General features: G+C 72.0%; 15 protein-coding genes. 14 read left to right on the forward strand and 1 reads right to left on the reverse strand.

What is annotated here, in order from left to right:
• Positions 1 to 487 precede the first annotated feature (487 nt).
• Positions 488 to 1,840: an APC family permease gene (locus ABVB68_RS24360; RefSeq protein ID WP_353603239.1), complete on the reverse strand. Its 1,353-nt coding sequence runs from the start codon at positions 1,838 to 1,840 to the stop codon at positions 488 to 490.
• A 665-nt stretch (positions 1,841 to 2,505) separates the two neighbouring features.
• Between ABVB68_RS24360 and ABVB68_RS24365 the strand changes: the two genes are divergently transcribed.
• The 14 genes from ABVB68_RS24365 to ABVB68_RS24430 all read left to right on the forward strand — a co-directional run bounded on the left by ABVB68_RS24365 (position 2,506) and on the right by ABVB68_RS24430 (position 22,638).
• Positions 2,506 to 3,411 carry an oxidoreductase gene (locus ABVB68_RS24365; protein ID WP_353603240.1) on the forward strand — a complete coding sequence of 302 codons (906 nt, stop codon included), beginning with the start codon at positions 2,506 to 2,508 and terminating at the stop codon, positions 3,409 to 3,411.
• A gap of 553 nt (positions 3,412 to 3,964) precedes the next feature.
• On the forward strand, positions 3,965 to 4,672 hold the full coding sequence (locus ABVB68_RS24370) for a nitroreductase (RefSeq protein WP_353603241.1): 708 nt from the start codon (positions 3,965 to 3,967) through the stop codon (positions 4,670 to 4,672).
• A gap of 59 nt (positions 4,673 to 4,731) precedes the next feature.
• A complete protein-coding gene (locus tag ABVB68_RS24375; RefSeq protein WP_353603242.1) occupies positions 4,732 to 5,460 on the forward strand; it encodes an SDR family oxidoreductase in 729 nt (242 codons plus the stop codon).
• Positions 5,461 to 5,719: 259 nt separating this feature from the next.
• Entirely contained in the window at positions 5,720 to 6,784 is a 1,065-nt protein-coding gene (locus tag ABVB68_RS24380; protein WP_503006224.1) for a carboxylate-amine ligase, read from the forward strand.
• A 528-nt stretch (positions 6,785 to 7,312) separates the two neighbouring features.
• Positions 7,313 to 8,575, forward strand: a complete 1,263-nt coding sequence (locus ABVB68_RS24385; RefSeq protein WP_353603279.1) for a phenylacetate--CoA ligase family protein — start codon at positions 7,313 to 7,315, stop codon at positions 8,573 to 8,575.
• Complete coding sequence (locus tag ABVB68_RS24390; RefSeq protein WP_353603243.1) at positions 8,572 to 9,879, forward strand: MFS transporter; 1,308 nt, start codon at positions 8,572 to 8,574, stop codon at positions 9,877 to 9,879. The genes ABVB68_RS24385 and ABVB68_RS24390 overlap by 4 nt, the downstream gene beginning before the upstream one ends.
• 5 nt (positions 9,880 to 9,884) lie before the next feature.
• A complete protein-coding gene (locus tag ABVB68_RS24395; RefSeq protein WP_353603244.1) occupies positions 9,885 to 11,420 on the forward strand; it encodes a GNAT family N-acetyltransferase in 1,536 nt (511 codons plus the stop codon).
• Positions 11,417 to 12,583, forward strand: a complete 1,167-nt coding sequence (locus tag ABVB68_RS24400) for a LuxE/PaaK family acyltransferase (RefSeq protein WP_353603245.1) — start codon at positions 11,417 to 11,419, stop codon at positions 12,581 to 12,583. Before ABVB68_RS24395 ends, ABVB68_RS24400 begins: the two co-directional genes overlap by 4 nt.
• A complete protein-coding gene (locus tag ABVB68_RS24405; protein ID WP_353603246.1) occupies positions 12,580 to 15,309 on the forward strand; it encodes an acyl-CoA reductase in 2,730 nt (909 codons plus the stop codon). The genes ABVB68_RS24400 and ABVB68_RS24405 overlap by 4 nt, the downstream gene beginning before the upstream one ends.
• Before the next feature lie 592 nt (positions 15,310 to 15,901).
• Positions 15,902 to 17,392 (forward strand): glycosyltransferase, encoded by a 1,491-nt coding sequence (locus ABVB68_RS24410; protein ID WP_353603247.1) that lies wholly within the window; start codon positions 15,902 to 15,904, stop codon positions 17,390 to 17,392.
• Between the two features lie 118 nt (positions 17,393 to 17,510).
• Positions 17,511 to 17,888 carry a DUF2267 domain-containing protein gene (locus tag ABVB68_RS24415; RefSeq protein ID WP_353603248.1) on the forward strand — a complete coding sequence of 126 codons (378 nt, stop codon included), beginning with the start codon at positions 17,511 to 17,513 and terminating at the stop codon, positions 17,886 to 17,888.
• A 9-nt stretch (positions 17,889 to 17,897) separates the two neighbouring features.
• Positions 17,898 to 20,105: an amylo-alpha-1,6-glucosidase gene (locus ABVB68_RS24420; protein ID WP_353603249.1), complete on the forward strand. Its 2,208-nt coding sequence runs from the start codon at positions 17,898 to 17,900 to the stop codon at positions 20,103 to 20,105.
• A complete protein-coding gene (locus tag ABVB68_RS24425) occupies positions 20,102 to 21,187 on the forward strand; it encodes a glycosyltransferase family 4 protein (RefSeq protein ID WP_353603250.1) in 1,086 nt (361 codons plus the stop codon). The genes ABVB68_RS24420 and ABVB68_RS24425 overlap by 4 nt, the downstream gene beginning before the upstream one ends.
• Before the next feature lie 131 nt (positions 21,188 to 21,318).
• The gene (locus tag ABVB68_RS24430) at positions 21,319 to 22,638 is read left to right on the forward strand and encodes a DUF2254 domain-containing protein (RefSeq protein WP_353603251.1); all 1,320 of its coding nucleotides are present in this window, start codon (positions 21,319 to 21,321) and stop codon (positions 22,636 to 22,638) included.
• Positions 22,639 to 22,731: the final 93 nt, after the last annotated feature.

Consider the following 22,731-nt stretch of genomic DNA (forward strand, 5'->3'; position numbering starts at 1 on the left):
TCCACCCGGCACTGACAGTCGACGTGGACGAACGGAGCGAGGTTGTCCCCGACGTCGTTCTTGAGGGCCGGGGTCTGCGTGAAGTAGGCCTGGTCCATGGAGGACCGCGCCGCCTTCCGCCCTTGCCGTGAGTGGGGCGGAACGTTGGGCGCCGGCCCGGTTGTCGTTCTCCTGACAGGCGTCCACCGCCTTGTCCGCCTCGGCCTCGGTGAGCAACGGCTTCTCGGCCGGCGCAGCGCCGTGCGCCCGGTAGCTCCGTCGGTGCCGGAACATCGGGTCAAGGAGGCCACGGCCGCCAGTGGGCGCGGCACGCACGTGAGCGGCGACAACCCGTTTCCGGTCACCGGTCGGCCCCGCGGTGATTCGACCGCCGGTGCTCCTTGCAACCGGCGTCCGTGTGACCGAACTTCGGCGGCTCGGCGACTGGACTCCGGGTGTCCTGCGGAGATGTGCCCGCCGCCCGGACCCGCATCCCGCCGAGTCGCCTTCACGCTCGGGTGACGCTCCGCTCGTGCCGGCGCCGGTGTGCCGCGGCGACGGCGCCCAGGGCCACGCCGACGGCGATGACGATGAGCCCGCGGGTCCACACCTCGCCCTCGACCCGCGTGGCGAGCATGACACAGGATGCCGCGCCCAGGACCGGGAGGGGGGTGGGGGTCCGGAAGTGGGGCCGGCCCGGGTGGTCACGCCGCTGGACGAGGACGGCGGTGTTGACGAGGAAGAACACCACGAGGAGCAGCAGCACGAGCGTGGAGGCGAGGGTCGCCACGTCTCCTGTGAGCGCCAGCAGGAAGGACAGGGCGGTCGTGACCGCGATCGACGCCCAGGGGGTACGGCGCCCGGGAAGCACGCGGGTCAGCACGCGGGGAAGGAGGCCGTCCCGCGCCATGCCGTAGGCCAGCCGGGAACTCATGATGCCGGTGAGCAGCGCCCCGTTGGCCACGGCGACGAGGGCGATGGCGCTGAACAGCTTCGGCGGCACCCCGCCGGCCTCCTTCACCACTTCGAGCAGCGGACCGCTGGAGTGGGCCAGTGTCCTCGTGGGCACGGCGGCCGAGGCGACGATCCCGACGAGGACGTAGACGGCCCCCGCCGTCACCAGGGCTCCGAAGAGGGCGCGGGGATACGAGCGACGCGGGTCACGGGTTTCCTCGGCCACGTTGACGGACGTCTCGAAGCCGACGAAGGAGTAGTACGCGAGAACCGTACCGCCCAGAACCCCGGAGGCGGCCCCCGTCTCGGCCGTGCCGAGATGGACGAGCCTGCCGGGGTCGCCGTCGCCGCGCAGGAGCAACCACGCTCCGAGACCGACGACGAGGAGCAGACCGCCCACTTCGACGGCCGTGGCGGCCACGTTGGCGCGGGTGGACTCGCTGATGCCGCGTGCGTTGAGGAGAGCCAGGGCGCACAGGAAGACGGCGGCCACGAGAACGACGGGCAGGCTGACGAAGCTGCTCAGATAGTCACCGGCGAAACCCCGCGCCAGTGCGGCGACGGACACGATGCCCGCCGCGAGCATGCAGAATCCGGCGAGGAAGCCGGTGAAAGGTCCGTAGGCGAGGGTGGCGTAATGGGACGCGCCACCGGCACGCGGGTACTTGGTGGCGAGCTCGGCGTACGAGGCGGCCGTGAGGAGCGACAGCAGCAGGGCGAGGAGGAGGGGCACCCACACGGCGCCGCCCGACTTCGCGGCGACCTGGCCCACGAGGACATAGACGCCGGCGCCCAGCACGTCGCCGAGGATGAAGAAGTAGAGCAGGGGGGTCGTCAGGGCCTTCTTGAGCGTGGGGGTCCCGCTCTGGGACGTGGCGCCGGTCGCCGACGCGGAGGAGGTGGTCACCGTTCCCCCTTACCCCCGCGCCCCGTCCGCAGACTGAATCGGCGTGCGGTACGCGCGGGCGGGCTACCCCTGCGGCCAGGGTGTCCTGCCACCGGTGGTCCAGGGGACGGCCCGGGGCACGGGCCGATGAGGGTGCGGTACTCCGTGGACGGCGAGAGACCGAGTGCGCTGCGCAGCCGGCGTCGGTGGGATCGGGCACGGGCCGATGAGGCCGCGGTACTCCGTGAACGGCGAGAGACCGAGTGCGCTGCGCAGCCGGCGTCGGTGGGATTCGGAGCGCCGCAACGCCCCAGCGGTCGTCACCGCGCCAATGCCTGCGACCGATCGATGGCCGCGTTGCTCCGCGGTTTGGGGCGCGAACCCCGTCAGACGGCGTGACCGCCGGACCACATGCGAGCGTGATCCGACCCATCGTCGCTCCGCCCGGATCGACCGTGAACAGGCCGGGCCGCCGGCTGCGTGTCCCGGATATCGCCGACACCGTGGTGCAACCCGTGACGCCCGGCAGCGTCAGTAGGAGGACCCGCCTCACGTTCCAACGGCCGGGCGGCGATGGTTGGTTCCCGATGAGGGTGTGATGTTTCGCCCAGCTCGTCGACCTGTCGCAGCGCACCGTGGGGGCCCCATACTCCAGGACCTGACGAACCGGCAGACGAAGGAGCAGGATGAGCACAGCGGCGGCAGCGGGGACCTGGAAGCTCGGAGACCTGGAGGTGAATCGCGTCGGCTACGGCGCGATGCGGCTGACGGGCAACGGCATGCTGGGGAACTCCGACGGCACGCCGATCGACCGCGATGTCGCCGTCGGCCTGCTGCACAGCGCATTCGAGCAGGGCGTCAACCACATCGACACAGCCGCCTTCTACTTCTCGCCCCTGCGGTCCGCGAACGAGCTCGTCAACCGAGCCCTCTCCTCCTGGCACGGCGATGTGGTCGTGGTGACCAAGGTCGGCCCGGCGCGCGATCCCTCCGGTCAGTGGCTCCCCATGGCGCGCCCCGACCAGCTGCGTGGCCAGGTCGAGGAGAACCTGCGGCAGCTCGGCCGGGACTGCCTGGACGTGGTGAACCTGCGCGTCAACGGCCCCGGCACGGCCTCGGTCGCCGAACACTTCGGCGCGCTCGCCGAGTTGCGTGAGGCCGGCCTGATCCGGCATCTCGGGCTGTCAGGTGTCGTGCCCCGGCACGTGGCCGAGGCGCAGGCGATCACGCCCGTGGTCTGTGTGCAGAACTCCTACGGACTGGACCGGCGCCGCGCTGACGAGAACGGGCTGGTGGACCTGTGCCGGGAGCAGGGCATCGCCTTCGTGCCGTTCTTCGCGGTCTCGGGCCTGCGGCGCGAGGCGGCCGCAGGCCCGGAGTACGACGCGCGCGTCCGCTCCGTCGCCCGCGCCCACAACGCGACGCCGGCCCAGGTACGGCTCGCCTGGACCCTCCACCGCGGTCCACACGTGCTGGCCATTCCCGGTACCACGAACCGGGCGCACCTCGCAGAGAACATCGCCGCCGGACTCCTGCGCCTGACGAAGGAGGAGCTGGCCCTCCTCGACAAACCGGACGAGGACACCGCCTGAGCCTCCGCCCGGGATGCTCGGTGGACTTCGTACCGTAGCCGGATCGCCGTTCGCACCCCTGCATCAACGAACTCGGGTGCACGCAACCGCATCACCACGGCCCCGCGTGCTCCAGGTGTCGGCCAGGCGCGAGGAAGGCAGCAGGGTCGTCATCGCCTCGAACGAATCGTTCGGCGACCGCATCCAAGACCTCCCCCCGACCTCGCCCCTGCCTGTCGCGATCGGCGCGACGGAGGGCAGTGAGACGTGCCTGTCCGATGCGCCGGGTCTGGGTGATTCCGGCTTGGCCCAGATTCGCCAGTGAGGGGACAGCGTCGATCACGGCACGTCCACGCCGTCGTTTCGGGCGCATCCGTCGGCCTCTCGGAGACAAGGATCCGCAGCCGGCGGCGGTGCCGGGCGCCACTTCGCGACCACGGGGTCTCCAAAGAACGGTGGCCCCGACGGGAAGCCAGCAGCTGAGGATTCCCGAAACGGTTGCATTCGATACCGTAGCGAACGATACTATTGGAGGAGTCGGGACGGACCCGTCGCCCAGTGGAGGCCGGTGATCATGGACGTCTATGAGGCGGTGACGAGCCGACGAGCGGTGCGTCGATTCACCGACCGAACCGTGCCGCGGAGGACGCTGGAGCGAGTGCTGCACGCCGCGGCCTGGGCGCCGTCCGGTTCGAACCTTCAGCCGTGGCACACCTATGTGGTGGCCGGTGCGCCGTTGGCCGAGATCAAGAAGCGCGCCGGCGAGCGCTTGGCCGCGGGTGACTCCTGGGACGAGCCTGAGTACGAGATGTACCCGCCCACACTGAAGTCCCCCTACCGTGAGCGCCGGTCCGCTTTCGGTGCGCAGCGCTACGGGGCGCTGGGTATCACGCCCGAGGACACAGAGGCTCGCCAGCGCGCCGCTTCCGCGAACTGGGACTGCTTCGGCGCGGCCGCCGCACTGTTCTGCTACATCGACCGCGACCTGGGGCGGCCCCAGTGGTCCGACGTCGGCATGTATCTGCAGACCGTCATGCTGCTGCTGCGCGCCGAGGGACTGCACAGCTGCACACAGATGGCGTGGGCGAAGTTTCACAGAACCGTCGCGGAGGTCCTGTCACCCCCGGACGAGCTGATCCTCTTCTGCGGCATGTCGATCGGATTCGAGGACGTCACGGCTGGTGACACCCGTACGGGCCGGGCACCGTTCGGCGAGACGGTCACGTTCGTCGACGGTGGCCGACAGCACCCGGGCCGGGCCGACCGGCGCGCCGTTCCTTGACACACCCATGAGCCGCCCATATGCCATATTGCGCATGAAACACGAATGAAAGGCACGTCATGAAGATCGCAGTCATCGGTGGTACCGGCTTGATCGGATCGCAGGTCGTCAAGGATCTGAACGCCGCCGGGCACGAGGCGGTACCGCACTCGAAGTCCAGCGGAGTCGACGTCGTCAGTGGCCAGGGACTGGACGAGGCGGTGGCGGGAGCCGACGTCGTCGTCAACCTGACGAACTCGCCGACCTTCGACGAGGCCTCTCCGGCCTTCTTCCAGACCTCGATGGACAACCTTCTGGCCGCGGCCCGCAAGGGCGGCGTCGGCCACTTCGTCATCCTCTCGATCGTCGGCACGGACCAAGTTCCGGAACTGGACTACTACCGGGCCAAGACGCTCCAGGAGAGGATTCTCGCGGCGGGTCCGATCCCCTACTCGATCGTCCGGGCGACGCAGTTCATGGAGTTCATGGACGCCGTCATGTCCTGGACCGCCGACACCGACACCGTCCGGCTGCCCGCCACGCCGATCCAGCCGATCGCCTCCAAGGACGTGGCCTCAGCAGTCGCGGAGGTCGCCGCGGGGGCTCCGTTGAACGGCGTCCGCAACATCGCCGGCCCCGAGGTCTTCCCCCTGGACGAACTGGGCCGCATCACCCTGTCCCACAAGGGCGACAGCCGCACCGTCGTGACCGACCCCACGGCCGGCATGTTCGCCGTCGTCAAGGGCGACGTCCTCACCGACACAGACGCCCACCTCGCCACCACCCGCTACACCGACTGGCTCTCCTGACTCGCTCGAGCCCTCCCGGGCACGCGGGCCGTGCAGAGCATGGCTCTGGCCGCTCGCCGCGTCCGGCGACCAGCACCTTGGTCGTCTCGCACATCCGGGCGTTCCTCACTTCGGCTCGGCAGTCGTCTCTGTCTCCATCTGGCGCTCCATGCACGCTACGTTCCGTGACAGCATGGTCACATGAACAGCGATCCGGAAGAGCCGGTGCAGCCGGCGAAGTGCGCGCCGGGCTGCCGCGACGGAGCTGCTGACCGTAGGGGTGGAGGAGGAGTACCTTCTGGTCGATCCACTGACCCGCGAGGTGAGCCCGCAGGCGCAGAAGGTGGTGGCGCAGGCCTCTTCCCTGGGACTGGGTGACCGCGTCGGCCCCGAGCTGACCTGTTATCAGGTCGAGGCCCGGAGCGATCCGCACACCGTCATGACGGACCTCGGCGAGCAGATCCGGTCGATGCGGGCCGTCGTCGCCGCCGCGGCCGGGCGGCACGGCCTGCGCATCATGTCCAGCGGGACTCCCGTTCTCGGCCAGCCGGCTCGCCCTGCCATCTCACAGGGGTCACGGTACGCCCGCAGCCTCGCGACCTTCCGGGCGCTGGACGACGAGCAGACCGTCTGCGCCTGCCACGTGCACGTGGGCGTACCCGACCTGGCGAGGGCACTCGGCGTCAGCAACCACCTGCGGATCTGGCTCCCGGTGCTCATCGCCCTGTCGGCCAACTCGCCTTACTGGGCGGGACGGGACACCGGCTACGCCAGTTGGCGCACCATGACCCTGGCGCGCTGGCCGGTGGCCGGTCCCCCACCCTATTTCGAGTCCCCCGGCCACTTCGAGGATCTCGTCGCCGCCGTCATCGAAACAGGCGCCGTCATGGACCGAGGCGGCCTGTACTGGGACATCAGGCCCTCCAGTCATCTGCCGACACTCGAGATCCGGACGGCCGACGCAGCCACCGCCGCCGACGAGACGCTCCTGCTCGCGACGCTCGTGAGGGCCATGGTCGCCACTGCACTCAAGGCCGTCGACGCAGGCGAGCCGGCACCGCGTCCGCGGCCGGAGATCCTGCGCGCGGCCTGCTGGCGTGCCGCCCGTGACGGCCTGAACGGGGCAGGCACCGAGCTGCCCGGCAGCCGCCTCACTCCCGTGGCCCCGCAGGTCGAGCGCCTCATCGCGTGGATCCGCCCCGCGTTGGAACAGCACGGTGACCTCGACCTGGTGCGCGCCGGATGGTCACGCCTGCGCGCCGGCGGCAGCGGCGCGGACCATCAGCGCGCCGCCTACCGCAGCCGCGCCAGCCTGCACGACGTCGTCGACCATCTGGTCCTCTGAAACCGGCGGCGCATGCCCGGCCGGCCATGCGGCGCCACCGCGAGTGAGCGAAGGGCGACGAACGCCGGTCGGCGGATGCCCTCCTCCGGAGTGGTGTGGCGACCGGCCGCCGACCTGTTCGCCCCGGGCGGCGAGAGAGTGCGCGACCACTTCACGCACAGCGATAGTTGACCGGGCAACCGAAATTCGGTTTCAGCCGCCTTCCCATAAGGCGGCCTTTAGCCGCGTTCAACACGCGTTTATGGATGACCCGTTCAATGTGATGGCCGTCTCCTGTTTCGAAGGAACCGCGAGGGATCGTCACACGTCCGCCCGGGCTCGCTGCGGTAATGTCCTTGCCTACAGGTGAAGTTGGCGCAATCCCCGTCCTGAATAGTGAGATACGCTGATGCCCTGCACGCCCCGCTCACCGTGGGCGCGCCACTTCATCACATCCTCGGCGACCCGGTTCACGCACGTCGGACCGGTTCCGTCGCCTCCGTCGGCCCGTTTCCCATGCCGACGGTCCACGCCTTCGAGCAGGAATTGATGCCCGTTCAATCATTTACGGAGCTCATACGCTTCGTTCGTCACCGCTCGCCTTTCTATCGTGAGCTGTACGCCCGCCTTCCCGAACACGTGGATCGCCTCACCGATCTCCCGGTCGTGCCCCAGGCCGATTTCTGGCGGGCCAATTCACCGCGGGACAACCGGCTGTTGACCGCTCCTCTGGAAGAGGCGGTCGTGTTCCGCAGCGGCGGCACGACGGGGGCGCCGAAGTTCTCCTACTACACGCGCACGGAATGGCGGGAGTTCACCTCCGCGTTCGGCGCCGGACTCGTCGGTGCCGGGCTGCGGCCCGGCCACCGGGTGGCGGACCTGTTCTACGCCGGTGACCTGTACGCCAGCTTCAGCTTCGTCCTCGACTCGCTGCACCGCTCCCCCGTGGCCAACGTCCGCCTGCCCATCGGCGGTGCGACCCCCTGGGAGTCCGCCGCCGCCACCCTGGAGGAGTTCCGGGTCCAGGCCGTGGCCGGGACACCGACCACGCTGTGCTCCCTCGCCGAGCGCCTCACCCGGGCCGGCCGGACGCTACCCGACGTGGAACTGCTGTTCTTCGGCGGCGAGTGCCTGTTCGGTGACCAACTCCCGCTGCTCGCCTCGGCGTTCCCTAACGCCGAGCCGCGTTCGCTGGGGTATGCCAGCGTGGATGCCGGGCTGCTCGGCGAGGCGGTGCCCGGGGGTGACCCGCGCGTGCACCGTGCGTTCACCCCCTACACGGTGGTCGAGATCCTCGACGACGACAGTGACGATCCCGTCGTCGACAACGGTGCGCCCGGGCGGCTGGTCGTCACCGACCTGCGCAGGCGGCTGATGCCGGTACTGCGCTATCCGGCGGGCGACCGGGCCGAGTGGGTGGACCGGGACGCCGGGGTCTTCCGCATCCTCGGGCGCGCCGAGGAGGGCGTGCGGGTCGGCCCCGTCTCCCTGTACACCGAGGACGTCCACGAAGTCGTCGCGGGCGCCGACGTCTCCAGCACCGTGAGCGGCGTGCAGCTCGTCGTACGGCGCCGGGACGGCCGGGACAGCCTCGTGCTGCGGCTCGCCGTCGCCGCACCGGGCGAGGATCACCGCGCCCTGGAGGAGTCCGTCGTACAGGGCGTCCTGACCCAGCGGCCGTTCTACGCCGACGCGATCACCGCCGGTCATGTCGGCCCTCTCGCCGTCGAGTGGGTACGTCACCAGGATCTGACGGTCAACCGCCGCTCGGGCAAGCTCGTCCGTGTCGTCGACGAACGGCCGCACGCGTGAGCGCGGCATCCGCGCGCACCCGGCGTCTCCCCCTCGTCCTGCGCAATCCGTCCTTCGGCCGGGTCTGGGCCGGCCAGCTCCTCACCCAGGCGGCGAGCCGGATGTTCCAGGTCGGCGTGGTCTGGTGGCTCGTCGGCTTCGCGGGCGGCGCGCACCGCGGTCTCGCATCGGGCCTGTTCCTCACGGTGAGTACCCTGCCGGCGGTGGCGCTCGCGCCCGTGGTCGCCCGCGTCGTCGCCCGGTACCCGCACCGCACCGTGCTGGCGGGTGCGGCCGCCGTGGCCGGCGCGGTGGCCGCCACGGCGGCCTGTGCCGCGTACGCCGGGGTGCTTCCCGTCGCCGCCGCCTACGCGGTGGGGCTCGTCCTGGCCGCCTGTCAGGCCGTGTTCGACCCGTGCCTGACCACGTCGGTCCCCGAACTCGTCGACGACGTCGACATCGAGTCGGCCACCGGTTTCGAGTTGTCCACCCAGTCCGTCGCCGGACTCTGCGGGGGCCTGCTCGGACCGCTCGTGGTCGACGCGGGCGCCGTCAGCGGCGTCGTCGCCGCCGGCGGTGCCGCGTACCTCGCCGCCGCCCTGCTGGTCGTCTCCGCCCGCTTCCCGCACCCCGCACCCGCCCCCGGGCCGGTGGAGGGCACGGCAGGGGAAGCAGCGGTGGCACCGGCGCCTCGGACGTTGCGGCAGGTGCTGTCCGGGCTCCCGGTCGTCCGGCGCGTGCTCCTCTGCTTCGCCGCCGCCAACCTCTTCACCACCGCCGTCTACGTCGTGATGCCCCTGTACACCCGGCAGGTGCTGCACGCCGACGGCTCCACCGTCGCCTCGCTGGAGGCGGCTCTCGGTGCGGGCGCACTCGTCGGGTCGTTCACCGCAGGACGGCTGCCCGGCCGTCCGATCGCCGTCGGCAGCGGCTGCCTCGCGGTGATGGCCGCGGCTCTCGCCGGGCCCGGCGTGCACGCCGGGCAGGCGACGGCCCTCGGCTCGATGGCCGTCGCCGGCTGGTGTGTCGGGGTGATCGGCGTGCGGTTCGTCGCGCTGTTCCAGCGGCTGGTGCCCACCGTCGACAAGCCGGGTTTCTTCGCCGTCATGCAGGCCGTGCTGGGGGCCGCCTTCCCCGTCTCCTCGCTCGTCTTCGGCGTCCTGGGCGACCACCTGCCGGCCCGCGCGCTGTGCGTGGCCCAGGGGGCGGGCCTCGTACCGGTCGCGCTGGCGCTGTGGTGGTTCGGCGGCCGGGCCGACGGCGCCGTCCCACGGCCGCCCGCGACGCCGGCGCGGCCCCCGGCACCGGCGGGGCGAGCGCGGTGAGCGCGGTGAGCGCCGTCCTGCACCCCGCTCGCGTCCAGGACATCGCGGAACTGCGGCAGTTGTACTTCGAGGTGTACGGGCACGGCTACCCGGTGCCGCTGGGCAGCGACCCGGCGGTCATGCGACGGCTGATCACCGACGGCACCGCGCACTGGCTCACCGCACGCACCGGCGGCGTGCTGGTCGGCTCCGCCGTCGTGCTGACCGAACCGGGCAGCCGCATCGGCAAACTCGTCGGGCTCGCCGTGCACCCCGGCCACCGCGGCGGCGGGCTGGCCTCCCGGCTGACCGGCGCGGTCTGCGACGAGGCGTTCGCCACCGGCCGCCTCGACTCGGTGTACGCCACCGTACGGGTGGTCACCGAAGGCCCTCAGCACGTCGTCGTGCGCAATGGCTTCCGGCCGCTCGGCCTGCTGCCGAACGCCGTGGAGGTCGACGGGTGCGAGACCCTCGCCCTGTTCGCCCGCTACGCCGACGGCGTGCTGGCACACCGGGCACCCGTGGCGCACGTACCCGAACGGCTGTCGGCACTGCTGTCCGCCGCCGGCCGGGGTGTCGGCATCGACTACTCCGGCGTCGACCACACCGACGCGCCGGACGCGCCCTGCCTGCTCCCGGACCGCCAGGTGCACACTGACGTCGGGGCGGGCGGGGCCGACGTCGCCGTCGAGGCCGACGGGGCGGACCGGGCCGTCGGGGCCGACGGGGCGGACCGGGCCGACGTCCCCGTCGGGGCGGACCGGGCCGGCGGTCAGATCGAACTGATCGCGGCCCCGGCCTTCGTACGCCGCCGCTTCCTGGAGCTGTTCCCCCGGGCCGACGCTCGCTTCTTCCCGCTGCACACGCCCAACGCGGTGCTGGTCGCCGGCGACGGACGCTTCGAGGCGTACGCCGATCTCGACCCGGTGGCGGGAAGCTGCGCGCTCGTCGCCGTCCATCCGTGTCCGGCCGCGGTCGCGGGGGCCCTGGAGACGCTGATCGCCACGGTCACCCGGGCCGGCGCGGACTACGTCGAGGCGCTGCTGCCACTGGCCGACGCCGAGGCCCTGCGGGTCTTCCTCGACTCGGGCTTCGTGCCGAGCGCGCTCTACCCGGCGATGCGGCGCGTGCCCGAAACCGGCCACGACCCGGTCGGGGACCTCGACCGTGACCAGTGCGGCGAACCCGGCAGTCCCCGGGGCCGGGCCCCCTGCCATGACCGGGGCGGCGCACCCGGCCGTCCTCCGGGCGGGGACCTCGACCGTGACCAGTGCGGCGAACCCGGCCGTCTCCCGGGCGGGGACCTCGACCCGAACCAGTGCGACGAACCCGGCAGTCCCCGGGGCCGGACCCCCGGCCATGACCGGGGCGGCGCACCCGGCCGTCCCCGGGCCGAGGACCTAGGCCGTGACCGTTTCCACGACTACGTGGTGCTCTCGCGCACCAGCCGTCAGATCGACTTCCGCTCGGCGGCCGTCAGCCCGTTGCTCCAGCCGTACCTCGGTGCCTACCTGAGCGCCTGGACCGCCACCTACCTGCCCCTTCCCGAGGTGTCCCGATGAAACCCCATCTCGCTCCCGTCACGGTTCCGGACCCGGCGGCGCTCGGCCATGTGCAGCGGCTGTGCGACCTCGCCGAGCCCTATGCCCGAGGCGGCGACACGGACGGCCTGTTCGCCGCGGCGATGGCGGAGACCAACGCCTGGCACGCGGCCCGCTCCCCGTTCTACGCGGACCTGCTCCAGGACCCGCCCGAGTCCCCCGCGCCGAGCGTCGGCGATGGTGTGCGCGCCCCGCTGATACCCGCCGCCTTCTTCAAGCGGCACGAGGTGCTCTCGGTCCCCCGCGACGAGGTCTTCCTCCATCTGACCTCCTCCGGCACCACGGGCCAGAAGTCGCAGATGTTCTTCGACGAGTGGACGATCCGCTCGGCGCAGCGCATGGTCGCCCGGATCTTCGACCACTACGGCTGGATCACCCCCGGCAGCCCGGTGAACTACCTGCTGTACAGCTACGAGCCCGCGCCGTCCCTGCGCCTGGGCACGTCGTTCACGGACAACTACCTGTGCGACTTCGCCCCGGCCCGGCACACCGCGCACGCGCTGCGGCACACCGGCACCGGCCACGAGTTCGACGTGCACGGCTGTATCGCGGCGCTCCAGCGGTACGCGCAGGAGGACATCCCCGTCCGCATCCTCGGTTTCCCCGCCTTCCTGTACTTCACCCTGGAGCGGATGCGGGCGATGGGCCTGCCACCGCTGCGGCTGCCCGAGGGATCGCTGGTGGTGCTGGGCGGCGGCTGGAAGGGGCACGCCGACCGGCAGATCGGCAAGGACGCCTTCTACGCCGAGGTCACCGACCGCCTGGGTGTTCCGGGGGACCGCGTCCGCGACACCTTCGGCTCGGTCGAGCACTGCGTCCCGTACGTCGAGTGCGCCCACCACCGCCTGCACGTCCCGGTGTGGTCGCGCGCGGCCGTCCGTGACACCGGCACGCTGCGCGCCCTGCCGTACGGCGAGCCGGGCTTCCTGCACCTGGTCAGCCCGTACATCACGTCCGTACCGGCGCACAGCGTCGTGATGGGCGACCTCGCCTCGCTGCACCCGGGCGAGGAGTGCCCCTGCCCGCTGTCCACCGACTGGTTCACCGTGCACGGCCGTGCCGGGGTGAGCCGCAACCGCAGCTGCGCGGTCGCCGCCGCCGAACTGATGAAGGGAATGTCGTGACCACCTCCGTACCGCACCTGTGGCAGGGCGAGTTCATCGAGGACGCCGAGGCGGGCCGCCGGCTCGCCGGGCTGGCGGAGCTGGCCGGCCGGGTGCTGGCGCGCCCGCTGCCCACGGACGTGGTCCTCGGCGCCTGCGCAGCCGTCGGCCGCGACCTGTCCGATCCCGCCTCCGCCCTGTACGGCCGCCTGGCCGGGCACCTGCCCGCCGCCGACGCCGCGCCGGTCCTGGCCGAGCTGGCCGCCGCGCTCTCCCGGGAGGCGCTGGAGCGCAAGCTGCGCCGGGAGCTGGGCGGGCCGCGTCCGGAGCGGCTGACCCGGCCGGACGCCCGCGCGACGGTGTACGAGGCCTGGGCACCGGTCGGCCTGCTGGTGCACATCGCACCGGGCAACGCCGCCGCCGTGGCACCGCTGAGCGTCGTCGAGGGCCTGCTCGCCGGCAACCTCAACGTCCTGAAGACCAGCAGCCCGGACTCCGGCACCCCGCTGACCGGCGGCGGCTCCGACCGCCCGGGACCGGCCGGCTCCGACACCGTGCCGGCGGGGCACCCCGACGCCTCGCGGACGGCCGGTTCCGGCACCACACGGCCGGGCGCCTCCGGCACCTCGCCGACCGCCGGCCCCGATGCCCCGCAGACCACCCGCCCCGATGCCCCGCGGACCGCCCGCTCCCATGCCCCGCAGTCCCCCCGCTCCGACGCCGCTCTCGCGGTCGGGCTGCTCGCCGCCCTCGGTGCGGCCGACCCCTCCGGGCTGATCGCCGAGCGTGTCATCGTCCTGCCGTTCGCCTCCTCGCGCCGGGAGTGGCTGCAGCCGCTGTGCCGGGCCGCGGACGCGATCGCCGTGTGGGGCGGCGAGGAGGCGGTGCGCGCGGCGGCCGAACTGGCGCCGGCCGGCTGCCGGGTGGTCGAGTGGGGCCACCGGATCTCCTTCGCCTATCTGACCCGGCGGGCCGCGTCGGACGCGGCCGTGCTGCACGCGCTCGCCGAGGACGTGTGCCGTCTGGAACAACAGGCGTGCTCCAGCCCCCAGGTGGTCTATCTCGACACCGAGGACCCCGACGAACTCTTCGCCTTCGCCGGGCGGTTCGCCGAGCACCTGTCGAAGGTGTCGGACGCCCGGCCGGCACCGCCGCCCGGACCTGCCGAGCGGGCGGAGATCAGCACCGTGCAGCAGCTCGCCCGGCTCGAACAACACCTCGGTCTCACCCGCGTGTTCGCCGCCGAGGACGCCTCCTGGAGGGTGCTGGCCGACACCCGTCCCGCGCTCGGCGCCTCGCCGCTGCACCGCAGTATCTGGGTGAAGCCGCTGCCCCGGCACGCGGTCACCGCGACCCTTCGGCCGATGCGCCGCTACCTGCAGACCGCGGCGATCGGCGGCGACCGCGCCGACGTGGCCGCGCTGTCCCGCGCCGTGTTCGCCGCGGGTGTCACCCGTGTCACCCCGGTCGGCTCCATGCTGGAGAGCTACGAGGGCGAACCCCACGACGGCGTCTACGCGTTGCAGCGCTACAGCCGCCGGGTGAGCGTCCGTGCGACGGACCCGGCCTTCCGTACGACGGCCTGTCTGGACGACCTCGCCGCTCCCCCGGTGCTGCCTCCCGCGCCGGACGGACCGCTGCTGGGCAAGGAGGGCGTGCAGCGCGCGCTCGCCACCCTCGACCCCCGCCACGCGCAGCTGTACTTCCGCAGCGGAGGCTCCACGGGCGCACCCGCGCTGTCGGTGTTCACCTGTGACGACTACGACAACCAGATGCGCGCCGCGGCGGACGGGCTGCTCGCCGCCGGGTTCGACCCGGCCCGCGACCGGGCGGCCAACCTGTTCTACTGCGGTGGGATGTACGGCAGTTTCATCAGCTTCTTCTCCATTCTGGAGCGGCTCGACGCCACCCAGCTCCCGATGGCCGCCGGACCCGACCACGCCGTGGTCGCCGAGGCGCTGGTGACCCACCGCGCGGACACCCTGTTCGGCATGCCGTCCTACCTGTGGCAGTTGTTCCACGCCGAGGCCGACCGGCTGCGTGCCTACGGCGGGGTGCGAAAGGTGTTCTACGGCGGCGAGCACTTCACTGCCGAACAACGCGGGATCCTGGCCGAGGAGTTCGGAGTGGAGGTGATCCGTTCGGCGGCCTACGGCAGTACCGACCTCGGGCCCCTCGGCTACCAGTGCGCCTCCTCCGGCGGTTCCGTGCACCATGTGCTGACCGACCTGCACACCCTGGAGGTACTCGATCCGCGCGAGGACCGGCCGGTGCCACCGGGCGAACCGGGACGGCTGGTGTTCTCCTCCCGGGCCCGGGCCGGCCAGCGTCTCGAGCGTTACGAGATCGGTGACCTGGGGCGGACGGTGGAGGGCCCGTGCGCGTGCGGCAGTCACGTCCCCCGCCTGGAACTGCTGGGCCGCTACGGCGACGTCGTGCGCGTCGGCACCTACTTCGTGAACTACCGGCGGGTGGTCGGGGCGTTGCGGGAACGGCTCGCCTATCACGCGGAGGTGCAGATGGTGATCGCACCCGGCGCCGGCCGGGAGTCGCTGACCGTCCGGCTCGACGAGGAGTACGCGCCCGACCCGGACACGGCGCGGACGGCACTCGTCACCGAAGTGGCGGAGCTGGCGGCGGCCGAGGCCGAGGGCCTGCTGTCCCTCGCCGTTCGAACGGTACGCAGGGATGCGTTCGAGCGCACTCCGACCAGCGGCAAACTGCGCACGGTCATGGACCTGCGCTAGCCGGGACACGGAGCGGCACCGCTGGGCCATCCCAGGGCCCGGGGGTGCCGCACGGTTCCGCCCGCGGACCCTGCCCCTCCCTGCCGGACACAGGCCCTTCCGGGTCGCCTCGAGGACCGAGCGGGCATGGCTCGATAACCCCTGCCCGTGGGTGACCGCCTTCAAGAGGTTCGGCCCTCGGTCTTCGCCGGGCTGATGCCGTTGATCGGGGCGCACACCACCGAACCTGTTCTGAGCGACGCCGGCGCCCGGCCTCAGCGTCGGCAGCGCGATCCGGATCGGCGCGGGGCGCGCCCCGGGGGCCGGCGCCGCAGAGGCCCGTGCACCCGGCAACCGGGGCCTCGCCGGCCGCACCGTAGGGCGTGGATCCGCTCTTCCCCCGAGCCGTGTCCGGGACGCCCCGGTGTGACAGACGCGGTCCGCCGGCGCAGACCACCGCCTCTGCCGAGCCCCGTCGCCCCTTGCGCTGACGGGTCTAACGGGTTCCACGGCTTTCGTACCGCCGGGGGCAGGCAGCGCACTGCCCGTGACCGGAACCTGGACAGCGGGCAGAGATCCCGTACGCTCCAGCCGACGTGCTGGCGGAGGCACCATGGCATACATCGGCACCCCACAACCGCTGACCGTCCACCCCCAGGGACCGAATGCCGCGCCACCCGCACTCCCGGAAGCCCACGTCACCGGCGCCGATCCGATCCTGCTCGGCGGCACGGTCGGGGCCGCCCGGGCCGGCGAGCTGGACACCGCCTTCCACAACGTGAGGGAAGCGCTCGCCGGCCGCCGGATCATCGACGTGAACTCGACGATGAACGGTGGCGGTGTGGCCGAGATGCTGCACCGGCTGCAGCGATACTCCCGCGGTGCGGGGCTCGACGCCCGTTGGTTCACCATGCGGGGAGATCCCGCGTTCTTCGCCCTGACCAAGCAGTTGCACCACTTCCTGCACGGGGCCGACGCCTCCGGCCCACCACTCGACCGGGCCGGAGCCGAGCATTACGCGGCGGTCTGCGAGGCCAATGCACGCGCCCTGCTGGGCGCGGTACGGCCGGGAGACGTGGTCACCCTCCACGATCCGCAGGCCGCCGGCCTCGTCGCCCACCTGCGGCGGGCCGGGGCGCGGGTGGTCTGGCGGTGCCATGTCGGCACGGACGACCCCAATCTGTACACCGACCGGGCATGGGCGTTTCTGCGGCCCTGGCTGGAGACGGCGGACGCCTACGTGTTCTCCCGGGAGCAGTACGTTCCCGGCTGGCTCGCCGGGCGGCCGGTCGCCGTGATCCGGCCGTCGATCGATCCCCTGTCGGCCAAGAACCGGCCCCTGGCCCCCTCGGCGGCCGCGGCCATCCTGAGCCGGATCGGTCTGCGCGCGCCCGCGGACCGGGACGGGCCGGCGATCTACCGGCGCGGCGACGGTTCGGTGGGCCGGGTACGGCGGGATCCGACCTGCCTGTACAGCGCCTCGCCGCCACCCGCCGACGCGCCCCTCATCGTGCAGGTCTCCCGCTGGGACCCGCTGAAGGACATGGCCGGCGTGCTGACGTCGTTCGCCGAGGCCGGCGGCAGCCTGGACGGGGCCCACCTGGCCCTGGTGGGCCCGGACGTCACCGGTGTCACCGACGATCCCGAGGGCGGGCGGGTCTTCGCGGAATGCGCGGCGCTGTGGCACCGGCTGCCGGATCGGGTGCGCACCCGGGCGCACCTGGCCTGCCTGCCGATGGCCGACACGGAGGAGAACGCGGTGATCGTCAACGCCCTGCAGTGCTCGGCGGCGGTGGTGACACAGAAGAGCCTGGCGGAGGGATTCGGCCTCACCGTCACGGAGGCCATGTGGAAGGGACGCCCGGTCGTCGCCAGCGCCGTCGGTGGCATCCGTGACCAGATCGAGCACGGAGTCGACGGCATTCTGCTCGACGATCCCCGCGACAGCGTGTCCTTCGCCGCGCAGACCAGCAGTCTGGTGGGTGATCACTGCCTCGCGGGTGCGCTGGGGGCCGGTGCCCGGCGCCGGGTCCGGGAGAACTTCCTGGACGACCGTCAACTGCTGCAGCAGACCTCGCTCTACCGGAACGTGGCCCGCGTGTGACCCGGCCGGGCCGCACACGGGCGTTCCCCGCCGGGTCCGGTGCCGCGGGGCCCCCTCCCGGCACGAGAGCCGTTCACCCCCTTCGGGACCGGGCGACAAGAACACCAGGAGACAGCTCATGGATTACGAGACCTTCATCGACACGGTGTCCCGGCGCTCCCACGTCCCCCGGGACAAGGCGGAGAGCCTGACCCGTGCGACGTTGGAAACCCTGGCCGAGCGGCTCACCAGGGGCGAGGCGGACGATCTCGCCTCGGAGCTGCCCAAACCGCTGCAGACACCCCTCATCTCCCCGACACCGGAGGCGGAGGGTTTCGGGCTGGAGGAGTTCGTCGACCGGGTGAGCAGGCGTTCCGGCCTGAGCCCGGACGAGGCCCGCGAGGGAGTGCGCGCGGTACTGAGCACCCTGCACGACGCGGTCAGCGACGGCGAGTTCCGTCATGTGCTGGCCCAGCTGCCCACGCAGTTCGGCGAGCTCGTCGACGCCGGCGGCTAGGGAGGCGACATGACCGACGAGGTCGGCGAGATCGTCGAGGAGAACGAACCGGCCGTACTCACCCCAGCCACCGTCACCCTGGTCGAGGGGCCGACGTTCTGCGTGTCGAGCGCCTCCGGTGACATGGAGGCCGAGGTCCCGCAGGGTCTGTTCTTCCGGGACATGCGGGTCATCTCCGACTGGCGGGTGCGGGTGGACGGCGTCCGCCCGCACCATCTGACCGTCCTGTCCCCCGACCCCTACCGCACGACGTTTTTGGCCCGCGTGCCGCCCCACGGCTCGCAGAGCGAAGTGCTGGTGGAGCGCACACGCTATGTGGGTGAGGGGATGCGCGAGGACCTCAAGGTGCGCAACCTGAGCCCACGGGGGATGACCGTGGCGGTCTCCCTGGACATCGGCGCCGACTTCGCCGACGTCTTCGCTGTCAAGGAGAGCCGAGTGAGCCCGCAGGGCGAGGTGACGGCCAGGCCGGACGGTTCGGTCCTGGAATTCGACCTCCGCTCCGGTTCGGCATGGCGCGGCGTACGGGTGGAGAGCGAGGGCGCCCGCGCCCGCCCGGACGGCCTCGACTTCCGGGTCGAGGTGCCGGCCCACGGCCAGTGGTGCACCACGCTGCTGGTGCGGCCCAGCGTCGGCCAGGAGCACGCCAGCGGTGCCTTTCCGGTGGGTGTGGAGCCGGCCGAGTCCGCGCCGGCGCGCCGCCTGCGTGCCTGGCGCGAGAACACTCCGCGTATCACGGACATCGAGGACCCGGAACTGCACCGGACGCTGCGGCGCAGCCTGGAGGATCTGGGCGCGCTGCGCATCTTCGATCCGGCCCACCCGGAGGACACGGCGGTGGCCGCCGGCGCACCCTGGTTCATGGCCCTGTTCGGCCGGGACTCCCTGCTGTCCTCCTACATGGCTCTGTCCCTGGACCAGACCCTGGCCCTGGGGACCCTGCAGACGCTGGCGCGGGCTCAGGGCCGGAAGGTCGACCCCGCCACCGAGGAACAGCCGGGACGCATACTGCACGAGACGCGCTTCGGCCTGGACTTCCCGCTGGCCCGCGGCGGCGGCAGCGTGTACTACGGGACTGCCGACGCCACACCGTTGTTCGTCATCGTGCTCGGTGAGCTGAGCCGCTGGGGCATCGCCCCCGAGGCCGTCGAGGCCCTGCTGCCGCACGCCGACCGGGCGCTGGAGTGGGTCGAGAAGTACGGCGACCGAGACGGTGACGGGTTCGTCGAATACCAGCGGATGACCGCCAACGGTCTGCTGAACCAGGGCTGGAAGGACTCCTACGACGGGGTCAACTTCGCCGACGGCAGGCTCGCCGAGGCGCCGATCGCCCTGTGCGAGGTGCAGAGCTACGTCTACGCGGCCTACGTCGTCCGGTCGCACTTCGCTCACGAGGCCGGTGACCTCAAGGCCGTCGAGCACTGGTGCGGTCGGGCTGTCGCACTGAAGGAAGCCTTCAACGAGAGGTTCTGGCTGCCCGAGCGGGGCTGGTACGCCGTCGGTCTCGACCGCGACAAGCGCCCCATCAACGCGCTGGCCTCCAACATGGGCCACTGCCTGTGGACGGGGATCGCGGACCGCGACAAGGCCGAGCAGGTGGCCGAACGGCTGCTGTCCCCCGAGATGTTCACCGGCTGGGGGGTGCGCACCCTGGCCACGACGATGGGTGCGTACAACCCGATGAGTTACCACAACGGGTCGGTGTGGCCGCACGACAACGCGATCCTGGCCACCGGGCTGATGCGGTACGGGTTCGTCGAGCAGGCCCAGCGGGTGGCCACCGGCATCCTCGACGCCGCCGAGACCTTCGGCGGCCGGCTGCCCGAGCTGTTCTGCGGCTTCGATCGCGACGACTACGAGGCGCCGGTGCCGTATCCCACCTCCTGCTCCCCGCAGGCCTGGGCCGCCGCCACTCCGGTCCAGTTGCTGCGAGCGCTGCTGCGCATCGATCCGTGGATGTCGCATGGCCAGGTATGGGTGGCGCCGGCGTGGCCCGCCCGCTACGGACACCTGTCCATCCACAACATCCCGCTGGCCGGTGGACGCGTGGAAGTGGACGTGGACGGCGAGTCGACCCGCATCACCGGGCTGCCCGACGACGTGGAGGTCGTGCACCAGCCTCGCCGTCCGCCTTCTCCCGCGCCCAACCACCACGACCGGCACCCCGGCCCGGGCACGTCTGCGAACCCGGGACCACCCGGAGGGCGGAACCCATGAGACCGAAGCCACCACTCGACATCACCATGATCGCCACACCCTGGTTCGCCCTGCCGCCCGTGGCCTACGGCGGGATCGAGGCGATGTGTGCCGAGCTGGTCGACGGCCTGGTCGAACTGGGGCATCGGGTGACCGTCATCGGAGTGGGCCGTAACGGGACCAAGGGCCGCTTCATCGCCACCGACGACAGTCCCGCGGGTTCGCAGAGGCTGGGGAACTCCGGCCCCGAGGTCCTGCACGCCGCGCGTGCGGCGCGCGTGCTGCGTTCCCTCGATCCCGATGTGATCCACGACCACAGCATGGTGGGTCCGCTCCAGGCGGGGCAGCGCCGGGCGCCGACCGTCATCACCGCGCACGGCCCCGTGACCGGGGAGACGGGCCGCTACTACCGGGCGCTCGGTGACACCGTGCACATGGTGGCGATCTCACGCGCGCAGCAGGCACAGGCCCCGGACATCCCCTGGTCCGGGCACGTGCACAATGCGCTGCGCACCGCCCGCTATCCGTACGGTGACCGGAAGGGGGACCACGCGCTGTTCCTCGGCCGGATCGCCGCGGACAAGGGTGTCCATCTGGCCATCGACGCGGCCCGGGAGGCGGGGCTGCCGATCACCGTCGCCGGCTGCTGCAACGACCCCGCCGAGCAGCCCTACATCGAGGCGGAACTCCGGCCCCGGACGGGCGATGACGTGCGCTGGGTCGGGGAGGCCGACCGGCGCACCAAGCTGGACCTCCTGGCGAGCGCCCGCTGCCTGCTGTTTCCGATCCAGTGGGAGGAACCCTTCGGGATGGTGATGATCGAGGCGATGGCCTGCGGCACGCCGGTCGTCGCACTCCGCCGTGGATCGGTGCCCGAGATCGTCGAGGAGGGCGTCACCGGCTTCATCTGTGATCATCCCGCCGAACTGGCGCGGGCGATCGGCTCGGTGGACCGGCTGGATCCCCGCGCCTGCCGAGGGCGGGTCCGCCGTCACTTCGACACCGATCAGATGGCGGCCGCCTACGCCGCCGTCTACCAGCAGCTGTGCCGGGGGCACCCGCGCGGCGAACCGGCCGGCCGCGTGATCTCCCTGCTGCGCTAGGCGCGGTCCGGGCCCGGCACTCCACGTCACGGTCGGCCCCGCCCCCGGTCCCACCCCGTGGGTCGGCTGGGGATCGAACCGTGTGTCCACGTCGCCGAGGCCGTGGTCACCGATCTCGTGAAGGAGTCGGCATGCCGGACCCGTACCAGGCCGTCGGGCACGGACGAGGGCCGTCCGCGTACCTGGGCTCGCGCATGTGGGTCATCCCGGTGTTGTGTCTCGTCGGGGGTGTGGGCCTGTGCCTGGGCACCCTGGCGATCGACCGCGCCACCGGCTACCGCCTGTTGAACACGGGCCTGCTGGGCACCTCTTCGAACGCGCAGACGATCCTCAGCGCGGTCGCCGCCACGATGACCACCCTGATCCCCCTCGTGCTCACGATCACCACCGTGGCCGTGCAGCTGGCCATGGGGCAGTTCTCGCCGCGCATCGTGGGCGCCCTGCTGCACGACCGCGTCAGCCAGTGGGCCATGGGACTGTTCACGGCCACCTTCGCCTTCGCCATCGTGGCGATGCGCAACGTCGACGTGAGCCCCGACCGGGTACCGGGCCTGACCGTGCTGACGGCGTACGTACTCGTGCTGGCCAGCATCGTCGGCCTCATCATGTACGTCCACCACTCCAGCCGCTCGCTGCGTGCGGCCGGCATCATCGACCTGGTCGGCGACCACACCCATCGTGAGATCGACCGCCTGTACCCGGTCGAGCCGCGGGAGCCGCCCGGGCCGGACACCGAGAAGCCGCCGACGGCGGAACGGGACGCCGGGCACGAGGTGTTGAACACCGGCGACCCGGGGATCCTCGTCCGCTTCGATCTCGTCCGGCTGGTGCAGCTGGCCGCTCGCGCCGACTGTGTGCTGGAGGCCGTCCCGATGATGGGTGACTTCGTGCACGGCGACGGTCCGCTCTTCCGCGTGCGCGGCGACATCGGCCGGCTCGATCAGGCCGCCCTCCGGCGCGCGGTCGACCTCGGCGACGAACGCACCCACGAGGACGACTGCGCCTACGGCATCCGCAAACTGGTCGACATCACCGAGCGCAGCATCGCCGTACCCTTCAACGACCCCACCACCGCCGTCCAGTCGATCGACCGGCTGCACGACTGCCTGCGCCAGCTCGCCTGCCGCCCCTTCCCCTCGGGCCGTCACCGCGACGAGGACGGCACGGTCCGGGTGATCACCCGCAGCCTCACCTGGGCAGGATTCGTCCGCCTGGCGCTGGACGAGATCCGGCTCGCCGGCTGCTCCACCCCGCAGGTGACCCGGCGCGTGCGCGCTCTGATCGACGACCTCAAGCGGCTGGCACCGCCCGAACGTCAACCGCCGCTGGACCGGCAGCTGCGCCTGCTGGAGGCGGGAGTCCGCCGAGCCTACGACGACGAGGAGGACATCGACACGGCCCTTACCGCCGACTACCAGGGGATCGGCTCCGGCAGCGACGTCGCCCGCTGACCGTGCCGGACGGGGACGACGTGTCGTCGTGTCCCCGGAAGCCTGGTCTCCGGTGGCGTCTCCACCGCCTCCCGCGGACCTGCGTGCCGACGG

This window comes from Streptomyces sp. NPDC096012, from assembly GCF_040426375.1.
GTDB lineage: Bacteria > Actinomycetota > Actinomycetes > Streptomycetales > Streptomycetaceae > Streptomyces.

Bases quoted from the DNA above. Each gene is read 5' to 3' on its own strand.
- ABVB68_RS24365 (WP_353603240.1), top strand. From the start codon at position 2,506: ATGAGCACAGCGGCGGCAGCGGGGACCTGGAAGCTCGGAGACCTGGAG.
- ABVB68_RS24370 (WP_353603241.1), top strand. From the start codon at position 3,965: ATGGACGTCTATGAGGCGGTGACGAGCCGACGAGCGGTGCGTCGATTC.
- ABVB68_RS24375 (WP_353603242.1), top strand. From the start codon at position 4,732: ATGAAGATCGCAGTCATCGGTGGTACCGGCTTGATCGGATCGCAGGTC.
- ABVB68_RS24385 (WP_353603279.1), top strand. From the start codon at position 7,313: ATGCCCGTTCAATCATTTACGGAGCTCATACGCTTCGTTCGTCACCGC.
- ABVB68_RS24400 (WP_353603245.1), top strand. From the start codon at position 11,417: ATGAAACCCCATCTCGCTCCCGTCACGGTTCCGGACCCGGCGGCGCTC.
- ABVB68_RS24410 (WP_353603247.1), top strand. From the start codon at position 15,902: ATGGCATACATCGGCACCCCACAACCGCTGACCGTCCACCCCCAGGGA.
- ABVB68_RS24415 (WP_353603248.1), top strand. From the start codon at position 17,511: ATGGATTACGAGACCTTCATCGACACGGTGTCCCGGCGCTCCCACGTC.
- ABVB68_RS24420 (WP_353603249.1), top strand. From the start codon at position 17,898: ATGACCGACGAGGTCGGCGAGATCGTCGAGGAGAACGAACCGGCCGTA.
- ABVB68_RS24425 (WP_353603250.1), top strand. From the start codon at position 20,102: ATGAGACCGAAGCCACCACTCGACATCACCATGATCGCCACACCCTGG.
- ABVB68_RS24430 (WP_353603251.1), top strand. From the start codon at position 21,319: ATGCCGGACCCGTACCAGGCCGTCGGGCACGGACGAGGGCCGTCCGCG.